Below are 21,872 nucleotides of genomic sequence, written 5' to 3'. Positions count from 1 at the left end.
GCGGAATATTTTTGGTAATTGGGGTTATTTATTTAGTTGTTTTTGCGAAGTAAAGGAGCGTCAATCTTGGCATAATGATATTGCCATGGATTGACGCTTTTAATCTATAAGAAAAGGAAAAAAACATGAAAATCAACCAATACATAAGCGAAGCAAAATTCTGCTCAAGACGTGAAACAGACCGTCTCATTAAAGCAGGACGTGCCTGTATTAACGGTGAAGTATGTACGCACGGTGCACTCGTTAATGAAGGTGATATTGTAACGATTGATGGGCAAGTTATTGCAAAAGAAGAGAAAGAAAAGGTGTATATTGCCTTCCATAAACCAGTCGGAATTACTTGTACAGCAGCCGAACATATTGAAGGAAACATTATTGATTATATCGATTATCCAGAACGAATCTTTCCTGTTGGACGATTAGATAAAGCATCGGAAGGACTCATCTTATTAACGAATGACGGTGCGATTGCGAATCAAATTTTGCACGGTGATTATGAGCATGAGAAAGAATATGTTGTCACTGTTGATAAGCCGTTTACAGATTGGTTTATTGATGAGATGTCTGGTGGAGTGAAAATTAAAGATGGAATGACGAAGCCGTGTAAAGTAACGAGAGTCGATCAATCTACATTTCGCATCGTTTTAACGCAAGGAATGAACAGGCAAATTCGTAGAATGAGTCGTGCTTTCGGATTTACTGTAACAAAGCTAAAGCGAGTGCGCATTATGAATATAGAGCTAAATGAGCTTGAAGCTGGAAAATGGCGAGACATTACAGCTAAGGAATTAGAAATATTAATAGGGCAGTTATAGGGAGGAAAGTTTTCTCCCTATATTTTTTTGTCAGAAAAAATAAAACTATTGATTTTTTAAAAAATAGCCCATATAATAAAAAACAACAAGTTTCGACAAGATATTTTATAAAAGTAATGATGAGGACATGAGTTGTTTTTGACGATTCTCAGAGAGGGAAGCCTTAGGCTGTGAGCTTCCTAATACGGAAAGACAAACTTACCACCTCTAAACTTCAAGAGTGAACTGCAGATGCATTGTAATTCTTGGCGGATAAAACCGTTATCAATTTACACGAGCTATAAAATGAGCTTATTTCGTTATAAATTCATTTTATTAGAATAAGGGTGGAACCACGATTTCAACACTCGTCCCTTTGTTAGGGACGGGTGTTTTTTGCGTTCTTTTACGGGGAAGTATGCTTGAAAGAGGATATGTGACGGATTTTAATTCAGAATATTTTGTCAATAAAATAATTAGGAGGTAGTAGAAATGAAATCATCTTTAAAGTTTTCTGAGATGTTTGCAATAAGCTTAATGTTATTTGCACTGTTTTTCGGTGCCGGTAATATGATTTTTCCACCAGCGTTAGGGCAAGGTGCTGGAACAGATGTATGGATCGCGTTATTTGGCTTTATCGTAACAGGTGTAGGACTGCCTTTATTAGGAGTTATTGTTATAGCTCTAAAGGGAGATATTAATGAATTAGCAGGACGTGTACATCCTGTATTCGCGCTAATTTTCATTACTGCAATTTATTTATGTTTAGGCGTATTTGTTAGTGTACCACGTACAGGGACTGTTGCTTATGAAATGAGTGTTGCACCGTTTTTATCAAGTGAGATAGCTGGTCAATCCTATCCACTTGTTATCTTTACATTTATTTTCTTTGCAGTAACTTTCTATTTAGCATTAAACCCATCGAAATTAGTGGGGCGCATTGGTAAAGTGTTAACTCCAATTTTATTAGCTGTTATTGCAATTATTGTAGCGAAAGCAATTATGACTCCAATGGGAGAGTTTGGTGCCCCTACAGAAGCGTATAGTGCCCCGCTCTTTAAAGGTTTTATTGATGGATATTTAACTTTAGATGGACTTGCAGCACTTGTTTTCGGAAATGTTGTGATCAATGCTTTAAAAGCAAAAGGCATTACAAATAAGAACAGTATTGCGAAAGTAACAATCTTTGCAGGATTTATTGCAGCACTTGGCTTACTTCTTGTTTATTTAGCACTTGCTTACCTTGGAGCTTCAAGTGTTTCACTTGGAATGGGAGCAAACGGTGGAATTATTTTAACAAACGTCGTGAATCATTTATTTGGTAGCTACGGAACATTATTACTAGGTATCGCAATTACAGCAGCATGCTTAACAACTTCTGTCGGTATTGTAGCAGCTTGTGGAGAATATTTTTCTTCGTTATTACCAAAGCTTTCTTATCAAAAAGTCATTTTCATTTTCTCTGTATTAGCATTTATGGTAGCAAATCTTGGTTTAACTCAGTTAAACGCATTAGCATTGCCGATTTTAATTGCAATTTACCCAATTGGTATTGTACTGATCGTATTATCGCTTGTTGAAAACTATATTCGTCTTCCATTAGCTATGTATGTAGGCGGTATTGTAGGCGCATTTGCAATTAGCTTCTTTGATGGATTGCATAATGCAAATCTTCAAGTAGCGGCCCTTGCTCCTATTTTAGATAAAATTCCATTATATAGTGTAGGGATTGGTTGGCTAGTTCCGGGTATCATTGGAATTGCAATTGGATATGTAGTTTCTTTATTTCAAAAGCAAGAAATTGCTGTAGAAAAATAAGGGAAAGAGGCTTTCTTTAAAAGAAAGCCTCTTTTTTTGTAGAAAAATTATATATAGAAGAATTCAGATATTAAAAATTTTATACGTAATATAGTTGACAAAAAAATTACCAGTAGGCTAAGATTGACTTAGTTGTGGAAATATTGGAAGGGAAGAGGTTTTCTATGACTATATCATTTTTGTAAGAAGAGGTGATAGAACGATCGAATTAGGCGGTTTATTTTTTTTTGAAATTCGTTGAGAATGATAATCAATAAAATGATGAAAGAGTTTTATGTTTATTCTTATAGGAAAAATTGGTGGGATTATTTTTTTGTCTATCAATGAGAATGATAATCAATATATTTCTAACTACATAGTGTTACTCGTTATAAAATAGAGATAGAGAGATTATTTTTTTTCTTATATATTGAGAATAATTATCATTTTCAAAAAAGAAAAACAAGGAGGCAGTAAGGTAAATGAGAAAGTTTTCGGTATTACCCGCTTTTATTATGACATTCGTATGTATGCTAGCTTTTCTCGTAGTGCCATTCGGACAAGTTTCGGCAAATGTAGCTGACGGTACTTACGATATTAACTATGTCATACAAAAAGCAGAAAATGATTCAGCTTCAATGGCAAATGATTATTTTGAAAAACCAGCTAAGTTAATTGTAAAAAATGGTGAGATGAGAGTACAAATTCCTATGAATCATAGTGCTTGGATTACAGAATTTAAAGCACCAGAGAACGGGAACTTTGTTGATGCAAAAGTTGTTAGTAAAGATGAATCTGCAGATAAAAGAACTGTAGAGTTTAAAATAGACGACTTATCTAAACCAGCAGCTGTAAAAATTCATGTTGTTGTACCGAACGTAAATTATGACCATAACTACACAATTCGCTTTGCGTTTGATGCAAATGTAAAAGCAGTAGGTGGAGAGAATAAGGCAACTGCTGCAACAAAAAATGAAGATCAAACTCAAAAAAATACACAAGTAAAAGAAGAAGTGAAGAAAGAAGAGAGCAAAGAAACAAACAAAGATGTAAATAAAGGAACAAATGAAAGTGGGAAAGCTGAAAAAACAGATAACCCAAAAACAAGTGATGAAGCACGTATCGGATTATTTGCAGCATTACTTCTTATTTCAGGTGTTTTCTTAATTCGTAAAGTACGTCAAAACTAAATAAAGGAGCGGTATTCTATTGAATAAATATCTTAAAATTGTTGTTGCGATGTTTTTAATGGTATTTACATTCGCATCAACATTACAACCCCTTGCAGTTCAAGCTGCTAGTCAACTAGCTGACGGTGAATATTCAATCGGTTTCAAAGTTCTTAAAGACACATCAGATGAAGAATCTATGATGAATCAATACTCTGTAAGTCCAGGAACTTTAAAAGTGAAGAATGGGAAAAAGAAAGTATCCTTTACGTTAGAACATAGTTCATGGATTACAAAGTTTGAAACGGAAAAAAGTGGTCAGTTTGTTGCGACAAATGTAATTAGTGAAGATCAAGAAAAAGATACAAGAGTCGTAGAATTTGATGTGGACGATGTAGAGAAGGTATTAAATGCGAAAGTAAAAGTAGACATTGATTTTTTAAATTATCATCATGACTATGATGTGCGTATTGCATTTGATCAAAATAGTATTACACCGATTCATGTAGAACAACCAAATGAAAAAGAGGACCCAGCTAATAAGCCAGATCCAAATGAAAATCCGGATCCGAGTCAGAAGCCCGACCAAAAGCCTGACCCAGATCAACAACCAAATTCTAACACAATTAAAGATGGAGAGTACAGCATTCCATTTAAAGTGTTAAAAGATCAAACAGATGAAGAATCTAAGATGAATACTTACATGGTAAATCCAGGGGTATTAAAAGTAGAAAACGGTAAGAAAAAAGCAATTGTAACGTTAAAAAATAGCTCATTAATTAAAAATTTCCAAACGGAAAAAGATGGCGCATTTGCTGATGCAAAAGTAGTGAGTGAAGATAAAGAAAAAGATACAAGAGTAGTAGAATTTGAAGTAGACGATTTATCTAAAAAACTAAATACAAAAGTATTTATTGAAGTGGCATCACAAGGTTACAAGCAAACACATAATGTACAACTTTTATTTGAACAAGATAAACTTGAACAAATTAAAAATGAAGAGAAACAACCGGAAGTAGAAAAACCAGATACTGAAACAATTAAAGATGGTGAGTACAGCGTTCCGTTTAAAGTGTTAAAAGATCAAACGGATGAAGAATCTAAGATGAATACTTACATGGTAAATCCAGGGGTATTAAAAGTAGAAAACGGTAAGAAAAAAGCAATTGTAACACTAAAAAGTAGCTCATTAATTAAAAATTTCCAAACGGAAAAAGATGGTGCGTTTGTTGATGCAAAAGTAGTGAGTGAAGATAAAGAAAAAGATACAAGAGTAGTAGAGTTTGAAGTAAACGATTTATCTAAAAAACTAAATACAAAAGTATTTATCGAAATGGCATCAAGAAACTATAAGCAAACACATGATGTGCAACTTTTATTTGAACAAGATAAGCTTGAACAAATTAAAAATGAAGAGAAACCAGAAGTAGAGAGACCAGAAGTAGAGAAACCGGAAGTAGAAAAACCAGATGGAAACAAAAATCCAGATGCTGAAACAATTAAAGATGGTGAATACAGTATCAATTTCAAAGCTTTAAAAGATCAAACAGAAGAAATTTCAATGATGAACACGTATACAAAGAGTCCAGGCGTTTTAAAAGTGAAAGATGGTAAAAAATATGTATCATTCACATTAACGAATAGCGCTTGGATTACAAAGTTTGAATTTGATAAAAATGGTTCGTTTGTTGATGCGAGTGTATTGAGTGAAGATACGAAAGCTGATACGCGTGTAGTGGAAGTGGAAGTAGCAGATTTATCGAAAAAATTAAACGCAAAAGTAAAAGTCGACATCGATTCAATGAATTATCATCATTTCTATGATATTCAATTTGCATTTGATAAAGATAGCATTAAACCGTTAGATAACCAAGGCGGAAACGACAACCAAGGCGGAAACGACAACCAAGGTGGAAACAACAACCAAGGTGGAAACGACAACCAAGGCGGAAACGACAACCAAGGCGGAAACGACAACCAAGGCAATAATACAACAATTGATCCAAACGCTCTTAAAGACGGTGAATACAGCATTGGCTTTAAAGTATTAAAAGATCAAACAGAAGAAATATCAATGATGAATACATACACAAAGAGCCCAGGTGTATTGAAAGTAAAAGATGGTAAGAAATATGTATCGTTTACATTAACAAATAGTACATGGATTACAAAGTTTGATTTTGAGAAGAATGGCTCGTTCGTTAATGCAAAAGTATTAAGTGAAAATAAAGAGCAAAATACAAGAGTAGTAGAAGTAGAAGTAAATGATTTGTCTAAAAAATTAAATGCAAAAGTAAAAGTAGATATTGATTCAATGAATTATCACCATTTCTACGATGTTCAATTTGTATTTGATCAAGATAGTATCAAAGCTTTAGGGAACCAAGGTGGAAACGATAACCAAGGTGGAAACGACAATCAAGGTGGAAATAATACACCGAAAGTAATAGTTGATCCGAAAAATTTAGTAGATGGTCAATATGATATTACATTTAAAGTGTTAAAAGACAAAACAGAAGAACTTTCAAAGATGCATGACTATACTGTAAATCCAGCAAAATTAATCGTTAAAGATGGTAAAAAGTACATTGAGATGACGCTGAAAAATAGTGCGTGGATTACGAAATTCCAAACAGAAAACAATAGTCTTTTTGCTGATGCAAAAGTAGTAAGTGAAGATAAAAATGCAAATACGCGAGTAGTACAATTTGAAGTAGAAGATTTATTTAAAAAATTAAATGCAAAAGTGAAAGTAGACATTGATGAGATGAACTACCACCACTTCTACGATGTCCAAATTCAATTTGATACAAATAATATTGGTGCGTTAGGGACGATTAAAGAGGATCCAAAAAAAGATCCGAAAAATGATCCGAACAATCCAGTGATTACACCGAAAGTAGATAATGTAAAAAAAGTAGATAATCCTGATTTTAACCGAAATGCAGATGATAAGAAGAAAAAAGAAGATACAAAGAATGATTCGAAAAAAGAGAAAAACTCAAAAACAGCAGATACAGCACAACTTGGTTTATACATGGTGCTACTGCTCGGTTCACTTGCTTTACTAGTTCGAAAATATAGAGCAGGTAGATTGTAATTTTTAGAGTCTTGATGCATGTCCGCATGCATCAAGACTTGTTTCATATTGTATTGAAAGGAGTGGTGATTGCGAGTGAAGAAAATTGCGAGTGTACTAATGGCTATTATTTTATTAGTAAGTATAGCTGGGTGCTCATCACCAAAAAAAGAAACAGCGAAGCAGGTAAAGAGTGAGGGTAAAGAGAGGATTGTCGCAACGACAGTTGCTGTTACTGAAATTATGGATGCGTTAGAAGTAGATTTAATTGGTGTACCAACAAGTACTAAAGATTTACCAAAGAGATATAAAGGTTTACCTGAAGTTGGGAATCCGATGAGTCCTGATATGGAAAAGGTAAAATCATTAAAGCCGTCAAAAGTATTATCCGTGACAACACTTGAATATGAATTAAAGCCAGTTTTTGATGGTGTAGGTATGAAAGCAAACTTTTTAGATCTAACAAGTTTAAAAAATATGCAAAATTCCATTAGTAATTTAGGTAAGCAATATGGACGTGAAAAGCAGGCTGAAGCAGTTGTAACTAAGTTAGATAACAAGGTTGCAGAGATTCAAAAAGCAGTAAAGGGAAAGAAAGAACCGACAGTGCTTATTTTATTAGGTGTACCGGGGAGTTATTTAGTAGCAACAGAGCATTCTTATATTGGAGATTTAGTGAAACAATTAGGTGGTAAAAACATTGTACAAGGTAAACAAGTAGAGTATTTAGCTTCTAATACAGAGTATTTAAAAAAAGCTGATCCAGACATTATTTTACGAGCGGCACATGGTATGCCTGATGAAGTTGTAAAAATGTTTGATAAAGAATTTAAAACAAATGATATTTGGAAACACTTCGCTGCAGTTAAAAATAATCGTGTTTACGATTTAGAAGAGCGTTTATTTGGAACGACAGGAAATTTAGCAGCGACTGAAGCGCTAGATGAATTGAAAAAAATGATGTATCCGTGATGCATTTTAATATAAAGGAAGATTAGCATGAATAAAAAATTTTGGAGTTTCTTTATTGTTACTGTATTACTCATCATTATGACTTTGTTGTCAGCGACGAAAGGTAGTTTAGAAGTAGGTATTATTGACCTTGTACAAGGAATATTTACAGGGGCAAATGAAGATGTTGAAGTGATTAAAGATTTACGTTTCCCACGTATTATTATTGCACTATTTACTGGAGCAGCTCTTGCTGTTTCGGGCGTGCTCTTCCAAGCTGTCATGAAAAATCCACTTGCTGATGCTGGGGTAATCGGGATATCTTCAGGAGCAAGTTTTATGACACTTGTTATTATTACGCTATTCCCGCAATTCTTTTTCTGGACGCCGGTATTCGCCTTTCTAGGTGGTGCGTTTGCGTGTTATCTCGTTTATTCGTTTTCATGGAAATCAGGATTAAGTCCGCTTCTCATTATTTTAATTGGTATTGCCATTAATGCGATGTTCACTGGATTAAATGAATCGTTCATTACGATTTGTGGATACTTCATTAAGAGTATTAAGCAAACGACGACTTCTAATATAACGATGAAGACGTGGGGCGATGTAGAAATAATGGTTACTTATGGAACAATTGGTCTTATTCTTGCACTGTTTGTCGGAGCTTGGTGTAACTTATTATCTCTACAAGATAAGACTGCAAAAAACTTAGGCTTGCACGTGACGAGAGTTCGTCTTATTATTTCTGCCATTGCAGTACTCTTAGCGGCAGTATCAACAGCAATTGCAGGTGTTATCGCTTTCGTAGGATTACTCGTTCCGCACATTTCAAGACAACTAGTTGGTTCAGACCATAAAGCATTAATTCCATTTTCTGCTCTTGCAGGGGCGTTATTAATTTTGACGGCGGATACGATTGGAAGGTTAATTGTGCCACCTAACGAAATTCCAGCAGCGACGATTATGGCAGTTATTGGTGGCCCATTCTTAATATTCTTGCTTAGAAAGAGTGATAAAGTTCATGGAAATTAAAAATGTAACCTTTTCGTACGATAATGTAACGGATCGATTAAAGTCGGTTAGTAGTGAAATAGAGATTGGTAAAATTACAACAATTATTGGACCAAACGGTTGCGGGAAATCAACATTACTTGGTGTGATGTCAAGAAATCACAATCCTCGTAGTGGAGAGGTAATACTTGATGGGAAGGCAATTAGCCAATATAAACCGAAAGAGTTTGCTAGAAAGTTAGCCGTTGTCCATCAACAAAATGAAGCACCGGCAGATATGACGGTAGAGAAATTAACAAGCTTTGGCCGTATGCCTCATAAAAATATATTTTCTTCGCAAACTGATGAAGATAGAGAAGCAATAGAAAGGGCTTTAGCATGTACGAATTTGCTAAGTAAACGTGATAAGGAAATTCATGCTTTATCTGGTGGAGAAAGACAGCGTGTTTGGATTGCCATGACGTTAGCTCAGAAGACGCCAATGCTCTTTTTAGATGAACCGACAACATATTTAGATATTTATTATCAACTTGAAATATTAGAGTTAGTAAAAGAATTAAATGAAGCACAAGGATTGACAATCGTTATGGTATTACACGATATTAATCAGGCGATTCGCTATAGTGATCATATCATTATTATGAAAGACGGCGAAATTGTTACAAAAGGCAAGCCGAATGATGTTGTGACAGAAAGTATGATAAAGACGATATACGGTGTAGATGTCGTTGTAAAGCAAGATGAAAATACAGGATTGTATATGGTCCCAATGGGTATTTAAACATGCGAACAATCCGTTTTGAGGTGATAATTTGAGTAGCAAAAAAGAAAGGAAGAAGAATTCTTTTTTTCAACGAATACTTACAGTTGTTTTTTTAGGTACCTTTTTCTATTCAGTATATGAATTAGGTGATATTTTCATGGATTACTATGAAAATCGTAAAGTAATGGCCGAAGCACAAAACATTTATGAAAAAAGTCCGATGGAAGAGCAATCACAAGACGGGGAAGTACGTAAACAGTTCAAAGTTCTGCAGCAAATTAACCAAGAAATAGTTGGATGGATTACGATGGATGATACACAAATTAATTATCCAATCGTTCAAGCAAAAGACAATGATTACTATTTATTTCGAAATTATAAAGGTGAAGATATGAGAGCAGGAAGCATTTTTATGGACTATCGTAATGATGTGAAATCTCAAAATCGAAATACTATTTTATATGGTCACCGTATGAAAGATGGTTCTATGTTTGGAAGTTTAAAGAAAATGTTGGATGAAGATTTCTTCATGTCGCATCGTAAATTATATTACGATACATTATTTGAAGGATATGATCTTGAAGTGTTTTCGGTGTATACAACAACAACTGATTTTTATTACATTGAAACGGATTTTAGTAGTGATACGGAATACACATCATTTTTGGAGAAAATTCAAGAAAAATCGCTGTACAAAACGGATACAAAAGTGACAGAAAGTGATCAAATCGTAACACTTTCGACGTGTGACTATGCACTTGATCCAGAAGCGGGAAGATTAGTAGTACATGCGAAACTAGTAAAAAGACATTAAATAAAAAAAGTATAGAATATGAGAAGTGGTAACACTCTTCATATTCTATACTTTAAAAAAGAAATATGCTTACTTTGCTGCAGCCATTGGCATACGTACAACTTTTACATCATAGTAAGCAATTTTATTATCAAGAATATAGTCTGGCATCCCGCCTTGATGTGAGTGAGCATCTTTAAATGCTGAGCTCTTTGTCCAACCTTGGAAATCTTCTTTTGCATTCCAGCGAGTGCTAATTGTTACTTCATCATAATCAACTGTATTGTGCGTTAAAAGAACTTCTAATCCTAAAAATCCTGACATTGTTTCGACTTTACCTACTTTATTAAAACGCTCAATTAATTTATGGCCATTTCCCTTTGTAATTTTAGTTGTATTTGTAACAATAATCATGTTTATTCCTTCTATAAATGTAGCCTTTATTTTCAAGAACTCATATACATTAAATGATAATGAAAATCATTATCATTGTCAATGGTAATTTTCATATAAATGTAGAATTAAGGATGAATTTACTATTATATAAATAATTTGACCATATAGTTAATGAAGTTATATATTATTAAAATAAAACAAAATAAGAAATATACACAAGCAAAGTATGGTTTATACCTTGCTTTCGCAATACTATGAATAAGGAGGGTATTATGGTCGAATCATTGTTACTTAGTATCGTTATCATTATTACGTTAGGCATTGCCTCACAATGGACCGCATGGCGCTTCCAGCTCCCTGCTATCGTTGTTATGGCAGTTGCCGGATTATTAATTGGTCCTGTTTTCGGCATCATTAATCCAAAAGATGTACTTGGTGATGTTTTTAGTCCGCTTGTATCACTTTCAGTTGCCATTATATTATTTGAAGGTAGTTTAAGTTTAGATGTACGTGAACTGAGGGGACTATCAAAACCAGTATTTCGTATTGTTACGTTTGGTGCGTTTATTGCTTGGATTGCTGGCTCACTTGCAGCCCATTACGTCGCTGGATTAGATTGGGCGGTTGCATTTATTATTGGAGGACTTTTTATTGTGACAGGTCCAACTGTAATTATTCCGTTGTTACGCCAAGCACGATTAAAGCCAAGGACAGCTGCAATTTTAAAGTGGGAAGGGATTATCGTTGATCCGTTTGGAGCATTACTTGCTGTATTCGCCTTTCAAATTGTAAATTTCTTAACGAAAGAAAATGTACACTTACATACGTTACTATATTTCTTTGCAGGTTCGTTATTTGCAATGGTACTTGGGTATGCGTTTAGTATTTTTATGAGTTATATGATTTTAAAAGGGAAAGTACCAGAATATTTAAAGGCACCGATTTTGCTCGTTACGGTATTACTATGCTTCGGCATTGCAGATGAAGTCATGCATGAAACAGGTATGCTAGCCGTAACAGTAATGGGGATTACACTTGCACGGATGAAGAAATATATTTCTTCTATCGGTGATATTCGTCATTTTAACGAAAATATTTCCGTACTATTAACATCGACTGTTTTCATCATCTTAACAGCATCACTTCCAAGAACGACGATTATGGAGATTTTTAGCTGGCCTATTATTAGCTTCGTACTTATGATGATATTTGTTGTTCGTCCTTTATCAATTTGGGTATCGACAATTGGAACAGAGTTAACAAGATCAGAAAGGGCGCTAGTTGGTTGGATTGCGCCGCGAGGTATTGTTGCATTAACGGTTTCAAGTTACTTTGCGACGGAGTTATTACAAGAAGGGTATAAAGATGCTTCTATATTAACAGCACTTACATTTGCACTCGTAATTACGACCGTTTGTGCTCATGGATTTTCAATTGGATTTTTAGCAAAAAAATTAGGATTAGCGAATACACAGCCACCAGGTATTTTAATTTCAGGAGCTAGTACATTCTCAACTGCATTCGCTATGCATTGTAAAGAGATGGGGATTCCGAGCTTAATCGTAGATGTATCGGAAGAACATTTGCAATGCGCAAAGGTGAAAGGGCTTAATACATATAACGGCCAAGTACTCTCAGAGCAGTTGCAATTTGAAGTAGATATGAATCAGTATGAATACTTAATTTCAGTTACAGATACGGATTCTTACAATGTATTAGTCGCAAACACATATGTACCGCAGTTTGGACATCATAATACATTTTTACTTCCGATTCATGATGTGGAAAAGATTGAGCAAGAACGCATCTCTCTTTCGAAAAAAGCTCATTTACTGTTTGGTCAAAATGAAATTTATGAAGAGTTAGATAGAAAAATTGAAGAGGGTTATACATTTAAAACGATACAAGTTGAGGAAGAACAAAAAATTAATAAAGAAGAGAGCGATTCAGAGGATGTAATATTATTTATTCGTCACGATGATGGTAGTCTTACTTTTTCAACATTGTATAAATATATAGCGGTTATACCAGGAGATGAGCTAGTTGTACTAGCAAAGCAATAATATGGTATAGTGAAACGAGGCTTTTTTCAGCCTCGTTTTTTACATTGCTTCCTACTAATTAGAAAGCATTCAAATGGAAAGGAAGACATTACATGCGATCTGAAGTAACTATAAAAATAAAACCGAAGTTTATAAAAGAAATTAAAAGTGGATATCCACTTATTTTAAAAGATGCTATTCAGAATTTAAATGATGTACGTGAAGAAGGAACAATCATCAACGTAGTAGATGAGAAGAACCAATTCATCGGAAAAGGCTATTATGGAAAACAAAATAAAGGATATGGATGGATTTTAACGAGAAAAGAGAAAGAGCAAATTAATCAACCTTTCTTTGAAAGTAAAATCAAATCTGCTTTACATAAACGAAAAGATTTTTATAAATCAAATGATACAACAGCATTCCGTGCCCTGAATGGTGAGGGCGATGGCCTTGGTGGTTTAATCATCGATTATTATGACGGCTATTACGTAATAAGTTGGTATAGTGAAGGGGTTTATACTTTCCGCGATGAGATTATAGCAGCACTTCAAAAAGTAGCAAATTTCAAAGGGATTTATGAGAAAAAGCGTTTTGATACGAAAGGGAAATACATTGAAGGTGATGATTTTGTCGCAGGAGAGCGCGGTGAGTTCCCACTTATCGTAAAAGAGAACGGTGTAAACTTTGCTGTATATTTAAATGACGGGGCGATGGTTGGTGTGTTTTTAGATCAGCGTAACGTTCGAAAACAAATTCGTGATAAATATGCAAAAGGAAGAACGGTTTTAAATATGTTCTCTTATACCGGGGCTTTCTCTGTGTTTGCAGCGCTTGGCGGAGCGAGTAAAACAACGAGTGTGGACCTTGCAAATCGTAGTTTAAGTAAAACGATTGAGCAGTTTAGTGTAAATGAAATTGATTATGAAGCACAAGATATTATTGTAGAAGATGTATTTCTATATTTCAAATATGCAGCTAAGAAAAAGATGAAATTTGATATGGTTGTACTTGATCCCCCAAGCTTTGCACGCTCGAAAAAATATACGTTCAGTGCGGCGAAAGATTATAAAAACTTATTAAAAGAAACAATTGCCATTACAGAAAATAACGGTATTATCGTTGCTTCTACAAATTGTAGCGCATTCGATATGAAAAAGTTTAATGGCTTTATCGATACAGCATTTAAAGAAATGAACGGTAAATATAAAATATTAGAAGAACATTCTTTACCAGAAGATTTCCGTACAATTGATCAATTTAAAGAGGGAGACTATTTAAAAGTAGTTTTCATCGAAAAAATTAAAGGTTAATGAAAATAAGAAAAGGAGCTCAAGTTTAAATGAGCTCCTTTTCTTATTGAATGATATTTTGGACTCTGCCAACTTGCCCGTCCTGCAATCGTACTTTAATGCCGTGCGGATGAGAGGGTGAGTTCGTTAAAATATCTTTTACAATTCCTCTTGTTAGCTTACCTGTACGTTGATCTTGTTTTAATACAATATCGACTTCAAGACCTGATGAAATGTTAGATCGTTTTTGCCCGTTCATTTATACACCTGTACGTCTACGTTGGTTGTTTGTTTTCTTCGTTTGTTGGTTTTGTAATTTTTTCGTTTCTTGACTTTGACTTCCATTATTTGAGCCGTTTCCATTTCCTTGCTTTTTCTTCGCAAGTTGTTCGCGCATTAAATCAGCTAAGCTTACTTTTTTGTTTTCTGACATGATAAGTCTCCTTTATATAAAGTTAATTATGAACAATCGTAGTGAATTTCATCATATCATTGTTAAGGAAGGAAGGGAAGTTGGTTTGAAAATTCATATAATTCTTTCCAGCATTCATTCGTTACGATACAATTAAATTGTTAATGTTTGTTAAAAAAGGGGATAGAAATATGTCACATCATATTTTATTAGTTGAAGATGACATCTCAATTCAAGAGATGGTTGAAACATATTTAGTAAAAGAAGGTTTTCAAGTTACAATCGCATCTGATGGAGAAGAAGGAGTTAACGCATTTTTAAAAGGTTCATTTGATTTGATTATCCTCGATATTATGATGCCAAAGTTAGATGGCTTAGAGGTTGTGCGAATCATTCGAGAAAAAAGTGCCGTTCCGATTTTAATGATGTCAGCGAAAGATACAGATGTTGATAAAGCTGTTGGATTAGGACTTGGAGCAGATGATTACATTTGTAAGCCGTTTTCTATGATTGAACTAGCTGCACGTGTAAAAGCGGGTATTCGGAGGTCTACAAAGTATTCGGCTGTGGAATCAAAAGATGAGGCGATTCAGATTGGTGATTTAATAATTGACCCAATTAATTTTACTGTGGAGAAAAAGGGAAGACAGCTTAAACTTACTTTAAAAGAATTTGAGATTTTAAAGCTATTCGTGAAGAATCAAAATCGTGTTTTTACGAAAGCACAAATATATACGCTTGTTTGGAATGAAGAATATTATGGTGATGATAATGTTATTAATGTTCATATGAGAAGATTACGTGAGAAAATTGAAAGTGATCCATCTAATCCAGAATATATTAAAACATTATGGGGCATCGGCTATAAGTTGGAAGTGATGTAGTATGGTTGTATTTTTAACAGTGGTGATTATTATATTGCTTATCGTTATTTACGTGCAATATAAAATTAGGAAAAATAGTAGTAGGAATTTACGCTACACGTATGAGAAGTTAAATCGAATTGTAAAAGAACAAACTGGTGAGAAGCTATTAATTATGACAGATGATCTAGAATTGCAAAAGTTATTAGTGGCGATTAATCATTTATTAGATGCAAAACAGAAAACGAATGCAGATCATGCGAAAGTAGAAATTTCGATGAGAAAAATGCTTTCAAATATTTCACATGATTTGAAAACACCACTAACAGTTATTCTTGGATATACCGAAATGTTAAATAAGGATAAAACGATAAGTGAGGAAGAGCAGCAAATATTACTCGAAAAGGTGCATGTAAAAACACTAGAAGTGATGGAACTGATTCATAAGTTTTTTGATTTAGCAAAATTAGAATCCGGTGACAAAGCAATCGAGATGACAAAAGTAAATATGAATGAAGTTTGCCGCGAGAAGATTTTATCTTTTTATGATTTAGTGACGACGAAAGGTTTTCATGTCCATATTGATATAGCAGAAAGAAATATATATGCACTTGGAAATGTAGAAGTATTAGGCAGAGTATTGAATAATTTAATATCAAATGCGATTACATATGGGGACGATGGAAAGACACTTGGTATGACTTTAAGAGATGATGAAACGAGTGTGTATATAGACGTATGGGATAAAGGAAAAGGAATTGATGAATCTCATATTGATAAAGTGTTTGAGCGTATGTACACACTTGAAGATTCAAGAAATAGATTGTACCAAGGAAGTGGTCTAGGGTTAACGATTACGAAAAGGCTTGTGGAAGCGATGGATGGAGAAATTTATCTTTCTAGTAAGCCGTATGAAAAAACGGTTTTTACAGTTGTATTAACAAAGATGCAGTTTTAGCTTGTAGAGAAGTAGATTCTACAAGCTTTTTTGAACGTAAGGAATTTGTAAGGAACGGGTAAGAAAAAAGAGATTTTCGTTGTCTATTATAGAAATATAGAGCAGTGCGAAAGGGGAAAGTGACATGACATATATATTAAAAACGAACCAGTTAACGAAAGTGTTTAAAGGGAAAGAAGTTATTTCTAGTGTTAATATGCATGTGAAAAAAGGAGAGATTTACGGCTTTTTAGGACCGAACGGCGCGGGTAAAACAACGATTATGAAAATGATTACAAATTTAATAAAACCGACGAGCGGTGATATTGAAATTTTCGGTGAGAAGTTAACAGATACATCTTATGAAGTATTAAAAAGAATGGGGACAATTATCGAATATCCAATCTTTTATGATAAATTAACGGCGAAGGAAAACTTAGAATTACATTGTGAATATATGGGGTATTACGATAAAAACGCAATTGATCATGCTTTAAATTTAGTAAAACTGCACGGTATAGATGATAAAAAAGTAAAAGATTTTTCATTAGGGATGAAGCAACGACTTGGTATTGCAAGGGCGATCATGACAAAGCCAGAACTACTCATTTTAGATGAACCGATTAATGGTTTAGATCCAATTGGTATTAAAGAGTTACGAGACTTATTTAAAATGCTCTGCAAAGAATATGGCATTACGTTATTAGTCTCTAGTCATATTTTAGGTGAGATGGAACAAATGGCAGATACAATTGGTGTGATTCAAAATGGAAAACTAATAAAAGAAGTTTCGATGAAGAGTATTAACGGAAAACAAACAGAGTACATTGAAATCACTGTTCCGGATGTGAAGCGTGCAGCTTATATTTTAGAAGATAAACTCGCTATAAAAAATTACAAAATAATGAGTGGAAACATGATTCGTGTGTATGAATTGAAGGCGACGCAGCAAGCCATTTCAAAAGCACTCATTATGAACGATGTAGAAATTGAAAGTATTAATAAGAAACATAGTTCTTTAGAGGAGTATTTCTTAAATGTAATGGATGGAGAGGGCATTCATGCTTAATGGATTGTTAGTGAATATAGTAAGTGGATTGATCGTAATGTTCATAAGTGGGATTTTATATTATAGAAAACCTGAGCGGAAATGGATTTTAATTTTATTAGTGATAGGAATGTTAAGCGTAGTTACTGCTGGAATTAGAATGTTAGTAGCGTAGAGGCAGTTATATAAGGAATGGAGGCATGGTTTACATGTTTAAATTAATGAAGCTTGAATGGAAGAAACATCAATTATCTAGTTATTTTAAAAGTGTAGCAATTTGTATTATAGCAATTTTCACCGTAGTAAACCTCATGGCGTTGGGAGCGAAAGACGAGGTAGATGGGCTATTCTCTGACTTCACGCAACAAATGGTTTTAATAAACACTGTTATTAGGATAACATTCATTATTTTTAGTTCGGTCATTTTATCACGTTTAATAATTGATGAGTATAAGAACAAAACAATACAACTATTGTTTATGTACCCACTGCAAAGAAAAATGCTAATGAGGGCGAAATTAACAATTGTTTTTTGTTTTTGTTTTGTGAGCACGATTATCGCTACTTTCAGTATTAGTTTACTCGTATATTTTGTGAGTCCAATGATGGGGCTGATTGAAACGCCAGCTACGATAGGTGAAATAATAGCTATCGTTCCAGCTACTTTTATAAATGCATTTATGATATCTGGTATAAGTTTAATTCCTTTATTTTTTGGGATGAGAAAGAAATCGACACCGACAACAATTACTTCTGCAGTAATAATTGGGATGCTAATTAGTAGTAACTTTGGTTCTGGAAACGGTCAAGTAAGTATGTTTAATTTTATCGCTATCCCAATAGTGCTCTGTTTATTAGGGATTTTTATTAGTTATCTTTCATATCGTAAAATCGACAAGATTGATGTGGCGTGAAGCAAGCTTAAAACAACAACGAACTGGGGTATGAATAGTGAAAAAAATAATAGTAATTGCAATTTTACTTATTACAATTGCTAGTGTAGTTTTTGGTTTTAAGGTGTTTCAGGGGAAAGATTTTAAGAAAGAAAAGTCTTTTGAGATAAATAATATAAAAGAAATAGAAGTAGACAATGAAAACTGGGATATTGAATTTAAAAGTACAGACTCTAATAAAATAGTAGTTTCCGCCCAAGGTCAACAAGTAGATAAAGAGATAGATCCCGTCAAAATAGAAAATGACGGTAATAAAGTTGTGATTAAGCAAAAACAAAAGGCGACCAGATTTTTTAATGGTTTTACGTTTCGGAAGAAAAATAGCATATCTATAGCTGTTCCGAAGAAAGAAATAGATAAAATTGTATTAAATAATAAATCGGGTGATGTGAAAATAAGCGATATAGTAGTAAAAAGTATCGTGACAAAAGGCAAGTCTGGAGATGAAATGATTGTAGGACTATCGGCAGATAAGGGTGAGTTCACATCCGAAAGTGGAGATTTAATGTTAAAAGATAGTTCATTACAAGAAGTAAATATAACTTCTACTACTGGCGATAATTATGTGAAAAATATAAAAAACGAAAATATGAACATCACTTCAACATCTGGGGAAGTATTATTGAAAGGTATGACAGAAGGAAAATCATTATTTATAGAAACAAAATCAGGCGACATTGGCGTACGGTATAAAGGTGCTCCGACTTCATTGAAACTTACGGCTAAAAGTCATTCGACTGACATAATGATGGATTTAGATGGACTTAAGAAAGATAAAAATACAGAAAAAATAAAAGCGGGAACCATTGGTGATGCAAAAAACGAAGTGAAGATTTTAAGTAAAACAGGAGCGATTTATATCGATTAAAATTTAAATAAAAGGAGGACTATCATGCTACGTCTTATGAAGCTAGAATTGAAGAAGTTTAAGCTTGGATGGTATGTGAAGAGAGCGGTTATTGCAAATATCATTATACTGGCACTACTAATTTTCGTTAGTTTCGTTGCTCAAATAGAAGGGGATCCTGAAATAAAAGATCCACAGACAATTTTGTTGATGGCTAGCACATTAGTAAGAGCAACATTTATTATTTTTGGTAGTGTACTAATCGCAAAAATAATAATTGATGAATATAAAAACAAAACAATATTACTCATGTTTTCTTATCCAATTAACCGAAAGAAAATGATGGCTAGTAAGTTGGCCATTACAGCAACATTAACATTTATAACAGTTATTGTATCGAACATTTTAGTAGTAGGAATTTTCTTTGGGATAGATAGTTATTTTTCAATTCTTCCTAATTCATTTACAGTAGATCAATTGATGCAAGAAGGAATAAAACTGGTTCCTTTAGCCATTGCAACTGCGGGAATGAGTTTAATCCCATTATATTTCGGAATGCGTAAACGTTCAGTGCCAACTACAATTGTTTCATCCCTTATCGTTGTATCAATTGCAATGAATAGCAACCCAACGTTTCCTACAGCAACTTTTCTTCCCCTTCAACTAGCATTGGCAGCAATTGGAGTTGCGATTGCATATTACGGAATTAAAAATATAGAGAAGGAAGATATAACAGTATGACAAGAATACGTAACAAAGAGTTGGCGTTATACCAACTCTTTTTTGTATATGTATGCTTCGTTACTACTCTGCGAATTTGTAGTGTTTACTTAAATACTCTTGAACTCCTGGAGAAATGTTAAAGTTATTAGGACTTTTATATTCGATAGTAAACTCTCCATCTACACTTGTTTCAAAGGAGATTGCATAGCTATTCATTTTAGCATTGTAAGAAGTATTTTTGACTTCCGCATCTAGATTAAAGTATTTTGTAATATAATTTTTTGATTCTGCAATTGCTGTTTGTTTTCCCCAAGGGGTACCATAATATGTGAAATAAAGAGATACACCGATAACTCCAATAATAGAAGTTAGTAAAAGAGTTCCCATAGCTATTTTTTTATTTTTTGTATTCAATTTGGTTGCCCCTCCTCATAATATGTATTTATTTTAACTTGTTTTTCCCATAAAATAACCATTTAGCCAAAAATAGTTTCACATGAAACAAGTTACAGAAAAAGACAAGATATGTAAACATCTTGTCTTTTTTGTCGTTACATTTTAGGAGCTTCCATTCCAGACGCAGCCCATTCTTCTTTTGCGGGGCCATATACGCCAGGAACTGTTAAGCCAGCTTGTCGCATTAAAACAGTCATCTGTCCGCGGTGGTGATTTTGATGATTGATGAGTGTCATTAAAAATATAGAATTCGGCATAGGACGACCAAAGAAGTTATTAATAGTAGCTAAGTCTTTATCAGTCCACTCACTTTGAAGTGCTTCAATAAAAGCCGTATTCACTTTGCGATACCCATCTGCAATTTCTTGTGATAAAGATTCATCGGTTAATGCATCGAGCATCTTCTGAGTAGACTCAGCTTCGTATGTCCATGATTGTAGAAAACCTTCAATAGTTTGGTACATTATTGTTATCCCTCCTACTTATGTTCATAGATTAAATTCGAGATACTTAATTCATTCCCTTTTTATAGAAAAAATTTCAATACATATTGATACGATATAAAAATAATTAGAAAATATTTGTAAAAGTGTCAGAAAATCGATCTTTTCATTCGTATATGTAATGAATAAAGAATAGAGTAAAGATTAAAGAGTGGTGATAAGGGTGAAGGATATAAAAATAGTAGAAGGTCTTCGAAAACAAGACATGTTAGCGTTACATACAGTCATTGATCAATATGGAGATTTAATTTATAAGGTGGTTCATAGCGTTTTAGATACGGCACATAGCAAGGTGCTAGTGGATGAATGTGTTGACGATATTTTATTAATCGTTTGGTACAACATTAATAGTTATGATGAAAATCGTGGGAAGTTTAGAAATTGGCTTATATCTGTTGCGAAATTTAAAGCCATTGATTATAAACGAAAAAGTAATAAGGTCTATCAATTACAAGAGTTTCAGCAAAAAATATATGTAGAAGGAAAAAATGTTAATTTAACAAAATATGAGGGTATTTTAAGTGTTAATATTTTTTGGGAATTTTGACGAAATAATAACGAATTATACGGATTTTAATATATTGTATTGAAATGCATGCGTGTATCAAGGTTGAAGAAGAGGAAATTCGTTTAATGAGGAAGGCGAAAGTACAAGCGAAAGGAGAGCGTATTGCATGTAATAATTATTAGAATGTAAGGGAAAAAACCTTTATTTATAAAAGGTTTTTTCCAAAGCGGATAGTTGATAAGGAAAATAAAAACTAATTTTTTATTAGAAAGATATTTTTAATTCGTTGGCTGTACTTAAAAGATTGAACACGAAGGAGGGTCAACATGTCTTTATGGAGTAATAATGCAAATGGATATTGTGGATGTAATAATCAAAATGGTTTACATGTTGATTCGTGCTGTTTTAGTTGCGATGGGACAGTTCCTAAGCTTGGTCCAACAGGCCCAACGGGAGCAACAGGTTCAACGGGAGTAACGGGAGCGACAGGTTCAACGGGAGTAACGGGAGCGACAGGTTCAACGGGAGTAACGGG

The 21,872-nt window shown here is 33.8% G+C and carries 22 protein-coding genes, 2 pseudogenes and 1 other annotated feature; of the genes and pseudogenes, 19 read left to right on the top strand and 5 right to left on the bottom strand.

Features of this window, described 5'->3' with window-relative positions; genetic code table 11:
- Window positions 1-125: 125 nt before the first annotated feature.
- From SB773_RS13165 to srtB, 8 genes are all read left to right on the top strand, one after another.
- Window positions 126-815, top strand: a complete 690-nt coding sequence (locus SB773_RS13165; RefSeq protein WP_410590308.1) for a 23S rRNA pseudouridine(2604) synthase RluF — start codon at window positions 126-128, stop codon at window positions 813-815.
- A 107-nt stretch (window positions 816-922) separates the two neighbouring features.
- Window positions 923-1,173: a binding site (T-box leader), on the top strand.
- Between the two features lie 113 nt (window positions 1,174-1,286).
- Window positions 1,287-2,612 carry a branched-chain amino acid transport system II carrier protein BrnQ6 gene (gene brnQ6, locus SB773_RS13160; RefSeq protein ID WP_044442284.1) on the top strand — a complete coding sequence of 442 codons (1,326 nt, stop codon included), beginning with the start codon at window positions 1,287-1,289 and terminating at the stop codon, window positions 2,610-2,612.
- A 461-nt stretch (window positions 2,613-3,073) separates the two neighbouring features.
- Window positions 3,074-3,781, top strand: a complete 708-nt coding sequence (gene isdC, locus SB773_RS13155) for a heme uptake protein IsdC (RefSeq protein ID WP_044442286.1) — start codon at window positions 3,074-3,076, stop codon at window positions 3,779-3,781.
- Between the two features lie 19 nt (window positions 3,782-3,800).
- On the top strand, window positions 3,801-6,860 hold the full coding sequence (locus tag SB773_RS13150) for an NEAT domain-containing protein (protein WP_410590305.1): 3,060 nt from the start codon (window positions 3,801-3,803) through the stop codon (window positions 6,858-6,860).
- Window positions 6,861-6,929: 69 nt separating this feature from the next.
- A complete protein-coding gene (gene isdE, locus SB773_RS13145; protein WP_410590303.1) occupies window positions 6,930-7,811 on the top strand; it encodes a heme ABC transporter substrate-binding protein IsdE in 882 nt (293 codons plus the stop codon).
- 27 nt (window positions 7,812-7,838) lie between these two features.
- Window positions 7,839-8,822 (top strand): FecCD family ABC transporter permease, encoded by a 984-nt coding sequence (locus tag SB773_RS13140; RefSeq protein ID WP_410590301.1) that lies wholly within the window; start codon window positions 7,839-7,841, stop codon window positions 8,820-8,822.
- Complete coding sequence (locus SB773_RS13135; protein WP_410590299.1) at window positions 8,812-9,582, top strand: ABC transporter ATP-binding protein; 771 nt, start codon at window positions 8,812-8,814, stop codon at window positions 9,580-9,582. Before SB773_RS13140 ends, SB773_RS13135 begins: the two co-directional genes overlap by 11 nt.
- Before the next feature lie 31 nt (window positions 9,583-9,613).
- Complete coding sequence (gene srtB / locus SB773_RS13130; protein WP_002129321.1) at window positions 9,614-10,378, top strand: class B sortase; 765 nt, start codon at window positions 9,614-9,616, stop codon at window positions 10,376-10,378.
- Window positions 10,379-10,447: 69 nt separating this feature from the next.
- Here srtB and isdG read toward each other — a convergent pair whose 3' ends face one another.
- Window positions 10,448-10,771 (bottom strand): heme oxygenase, encoded by a 324-nt coding sequence (gene isdG / locus SB773_RS13125; protein WP_410590296.1) that lies wholly within the window; start codon window positions 10,769-10,771, stop codon window positions 10,448-10,450.
- A 254-nt stretch (window positions 10,772-11,025) separates the two neighbouring features.
- Between isdG and SB773_RS13120 the strand changes: the two genes are divergently transcribed.
- Both SB773_RS13120 and SB773_RS13115 read left to right on the top strand, forming a co-directional pair.
- Window positions 11,026-12,816 carry a cation:proton antiporter gene (locus SB773_RS13120; protein WP_410590294.1) on the top strand — a complete coding sequence of 597 codons (1,791 nt, stop codon included), beginning with the start codon at window positions 11,026-11,028 and terminating at the stop codon, window positions 12,814-12,816.
- 92 nt (window positions 12,817-12,908) lie between these two features.
- The gene (locus tag SB773_RS13115; protein ID WP_002067464.1) at window positions 12,909-14,108 is read left to right on the top strand and encodes a class I SAM-dependent rRNA methyltransferase; all 1,200 of its coding nucleotides are present in this window, start codon (window positions 12,909-12,911) and stop codon (window positions 14,106-14,108) included.
- A gap of 43 nt (window positions 14,109-14,151) precedes the next feature.
- On the opposite strand, the gene SB773_RS13110 is transcribed toward SB773_RS13115, so the two are convergent.
- Together SB773_RS13110 and SB773_RS13105 are read right to left on the bottom strand one after the other, a co-directional pair.
- A complete protein-coding gene (locus SB773_RS13110; RefSeq protein WP_001014315.1) occupies window positions 14,152-14,346 on the bottom strand; it encodes a YwbE family protein in 195 nt (64 codons plus the stop codon).
- On the bottom strand, window positions 14,347-14,520 hold the full coding sequence (locus tag SB773_RS13105; protein WP_002015431.1) for a hypothetical protein: 174 nt from the start codon (window positions 14,518-14,520) through the stop codon (window positions 14,347-14,349).
- Between the two features lie 170 nt (window positions 14,521-14,690).
- On the opposite strand from SB773_RS13105, the gene SB773_RS13100 reads away from it, so the two are divergent.
- The 7 genes from SB773_RS13100 to SB773_RS13070 all read left to right on the top strand — a co-directional run bounded on the left by SB773_RS13100 (window position 14,691) and on the right by SB773_RS13070 (window position 19,888).
- Window positions 14,691-15,383, top strand: coding sequence for a response regulator transcription factor (locus tag SB773_RS13100; RefSeq protein ID WP_002088884.1), 693 nt, complete (start codon window positions 14,691-14,693; stop codon window positions 15,381-15,383).
- 1 nt (window position 15,384) lies between these two features.
- On the top strand, window positions 15,385-16,320 hold the full coding sequence (locus tag SB773_RS13095) for a HAMP domain-containing histidine kinase (protein ID WP_131246705.1): 936 nt from the start codon (window positions 15,385-15,387) through the stop codon (window positions 16,318-16,320).
- A gap of 124 nt (window positions 16,321-16,444) precedes the next feature.
- Window positions 16,445-17,368 (top strand): ABC transporter ATP-binding protein, encoded by a 924-nt coding sequence (locus tag SB773_RS13090; protein ID WP_016120864.1) that lies wholly within the window; start codon window positions 16,445-16,447, stop codon window positions 17,366-17,368.
- On the top strand, window positions 17,361-17,522 hold the full coding sequence (locus SB773_RS13085) for a hypothetical protein (protein WP_002143307.1): 162 nt from the start codon (window positions 17,361-17,363) through the stop codon (window positions 17,520-17,522). The genes SB773_RS13090 and SB773_RS13085 overlap by 8 nt, the downstream gene beginning before the upstream one ends.
- A 34-nt stretch (window positions 17,523-17,556) precedes the next feature.
- Window positions 17,557-18,261 carry an ABC transporter permease gene (locus tag SB773_RS13080; RefSeq protein WP_002165013.1) on the top strand — a complete coding sequence of 235 codons (705 nt, stop codon included), beginning with the start codon at window positions 17,557-17,559 and terminating at the stop codon, window positions 18,259-18,261.
- Window positions 18,262-18,298: 37 nt separating this feature from the next.
- Window positions 18,299-19,168, top strand: a complete 870-nt coding sequence (locus tag SB773_RS13075) for a DUF4097 family beta strand repeat-containing protein (protein ID WP_410590289.1) — start codon at window positions 18,299-18,301, stop codon at window positions 19,166-19,168.
- A 24-nt stretch (window positions 19,169-19,192) separates the two neighbouring features.
- A complete protein-coding gene (locus SB773_RS13070; protein WP_131246703.1) occupies window positions 19,193-19,888 on the top strand; it encodes an ABC transporter permease in 696 nt (231 codons plus the stop codon).
- A gap of 63 nt (window positions 19,889-19,951) precedes the next feature.
- Here SB773_RS13070 and SB773_RS13065 read toward each other — a convergent pair whose 3' ends face one another.
- Window positions 19,952-20,284 (bottom strand): YfjL-like protein, encoded by a 333-nt coding sequence (locus tag SB773_RS13065; protein ID WP_131246702.1) that lies wholly within the window; start codon window positions 20,282-20,284, stop codon window positions 19,952-19,954.
- Window positions 20,285-20,421: 137 nt separating this feature from the next.
- Window positions 20,422-20,790, bottom strand: a complete 369-nt coding sequence (locus SB773_RS13060) for a DinB family protein (protein WP_410590286.1) — start codon at window positions 20,788-20,790, stop codon at window positions 20,422-20,424.
- Between the two features lie 244 nt (window positions 20,791-21,034).
- Between SB773_RS13060 and SB773_RS13055 the strand changes: the two are divergent.
- Both SB773_RS13055 and SB773_RS13050 read left to right on the top strand, forming a co-directional pair.
- Window positions 21,035-21,340: pseudogene (locus tag SB773_RS13055) on the top strand (sigma factor); the annotation flags it as partial.
- 323 nt (window positions 21,341-21,663) lie between these two features.
- A pseudogene (locus tag SB773_RS13050) lies at window positions 21,664-21,872 on the top strand (BclA C-terminal domain-containing protein); the annotation flags it as partial.

This window comes from Bacillus sp. SIMBA_074, from assembly GCF_046534555.1.
GTDB lineage: Bacteria > Bacillota > Bacilli > Bacillales > Bacillaceae_G > Bacillus_A > Bacillus_A mycoides.
Note: the sequence above shows the minus strand (reverse complement) of the source record. Positions and strands in the feature narration are given on the sequence as shown.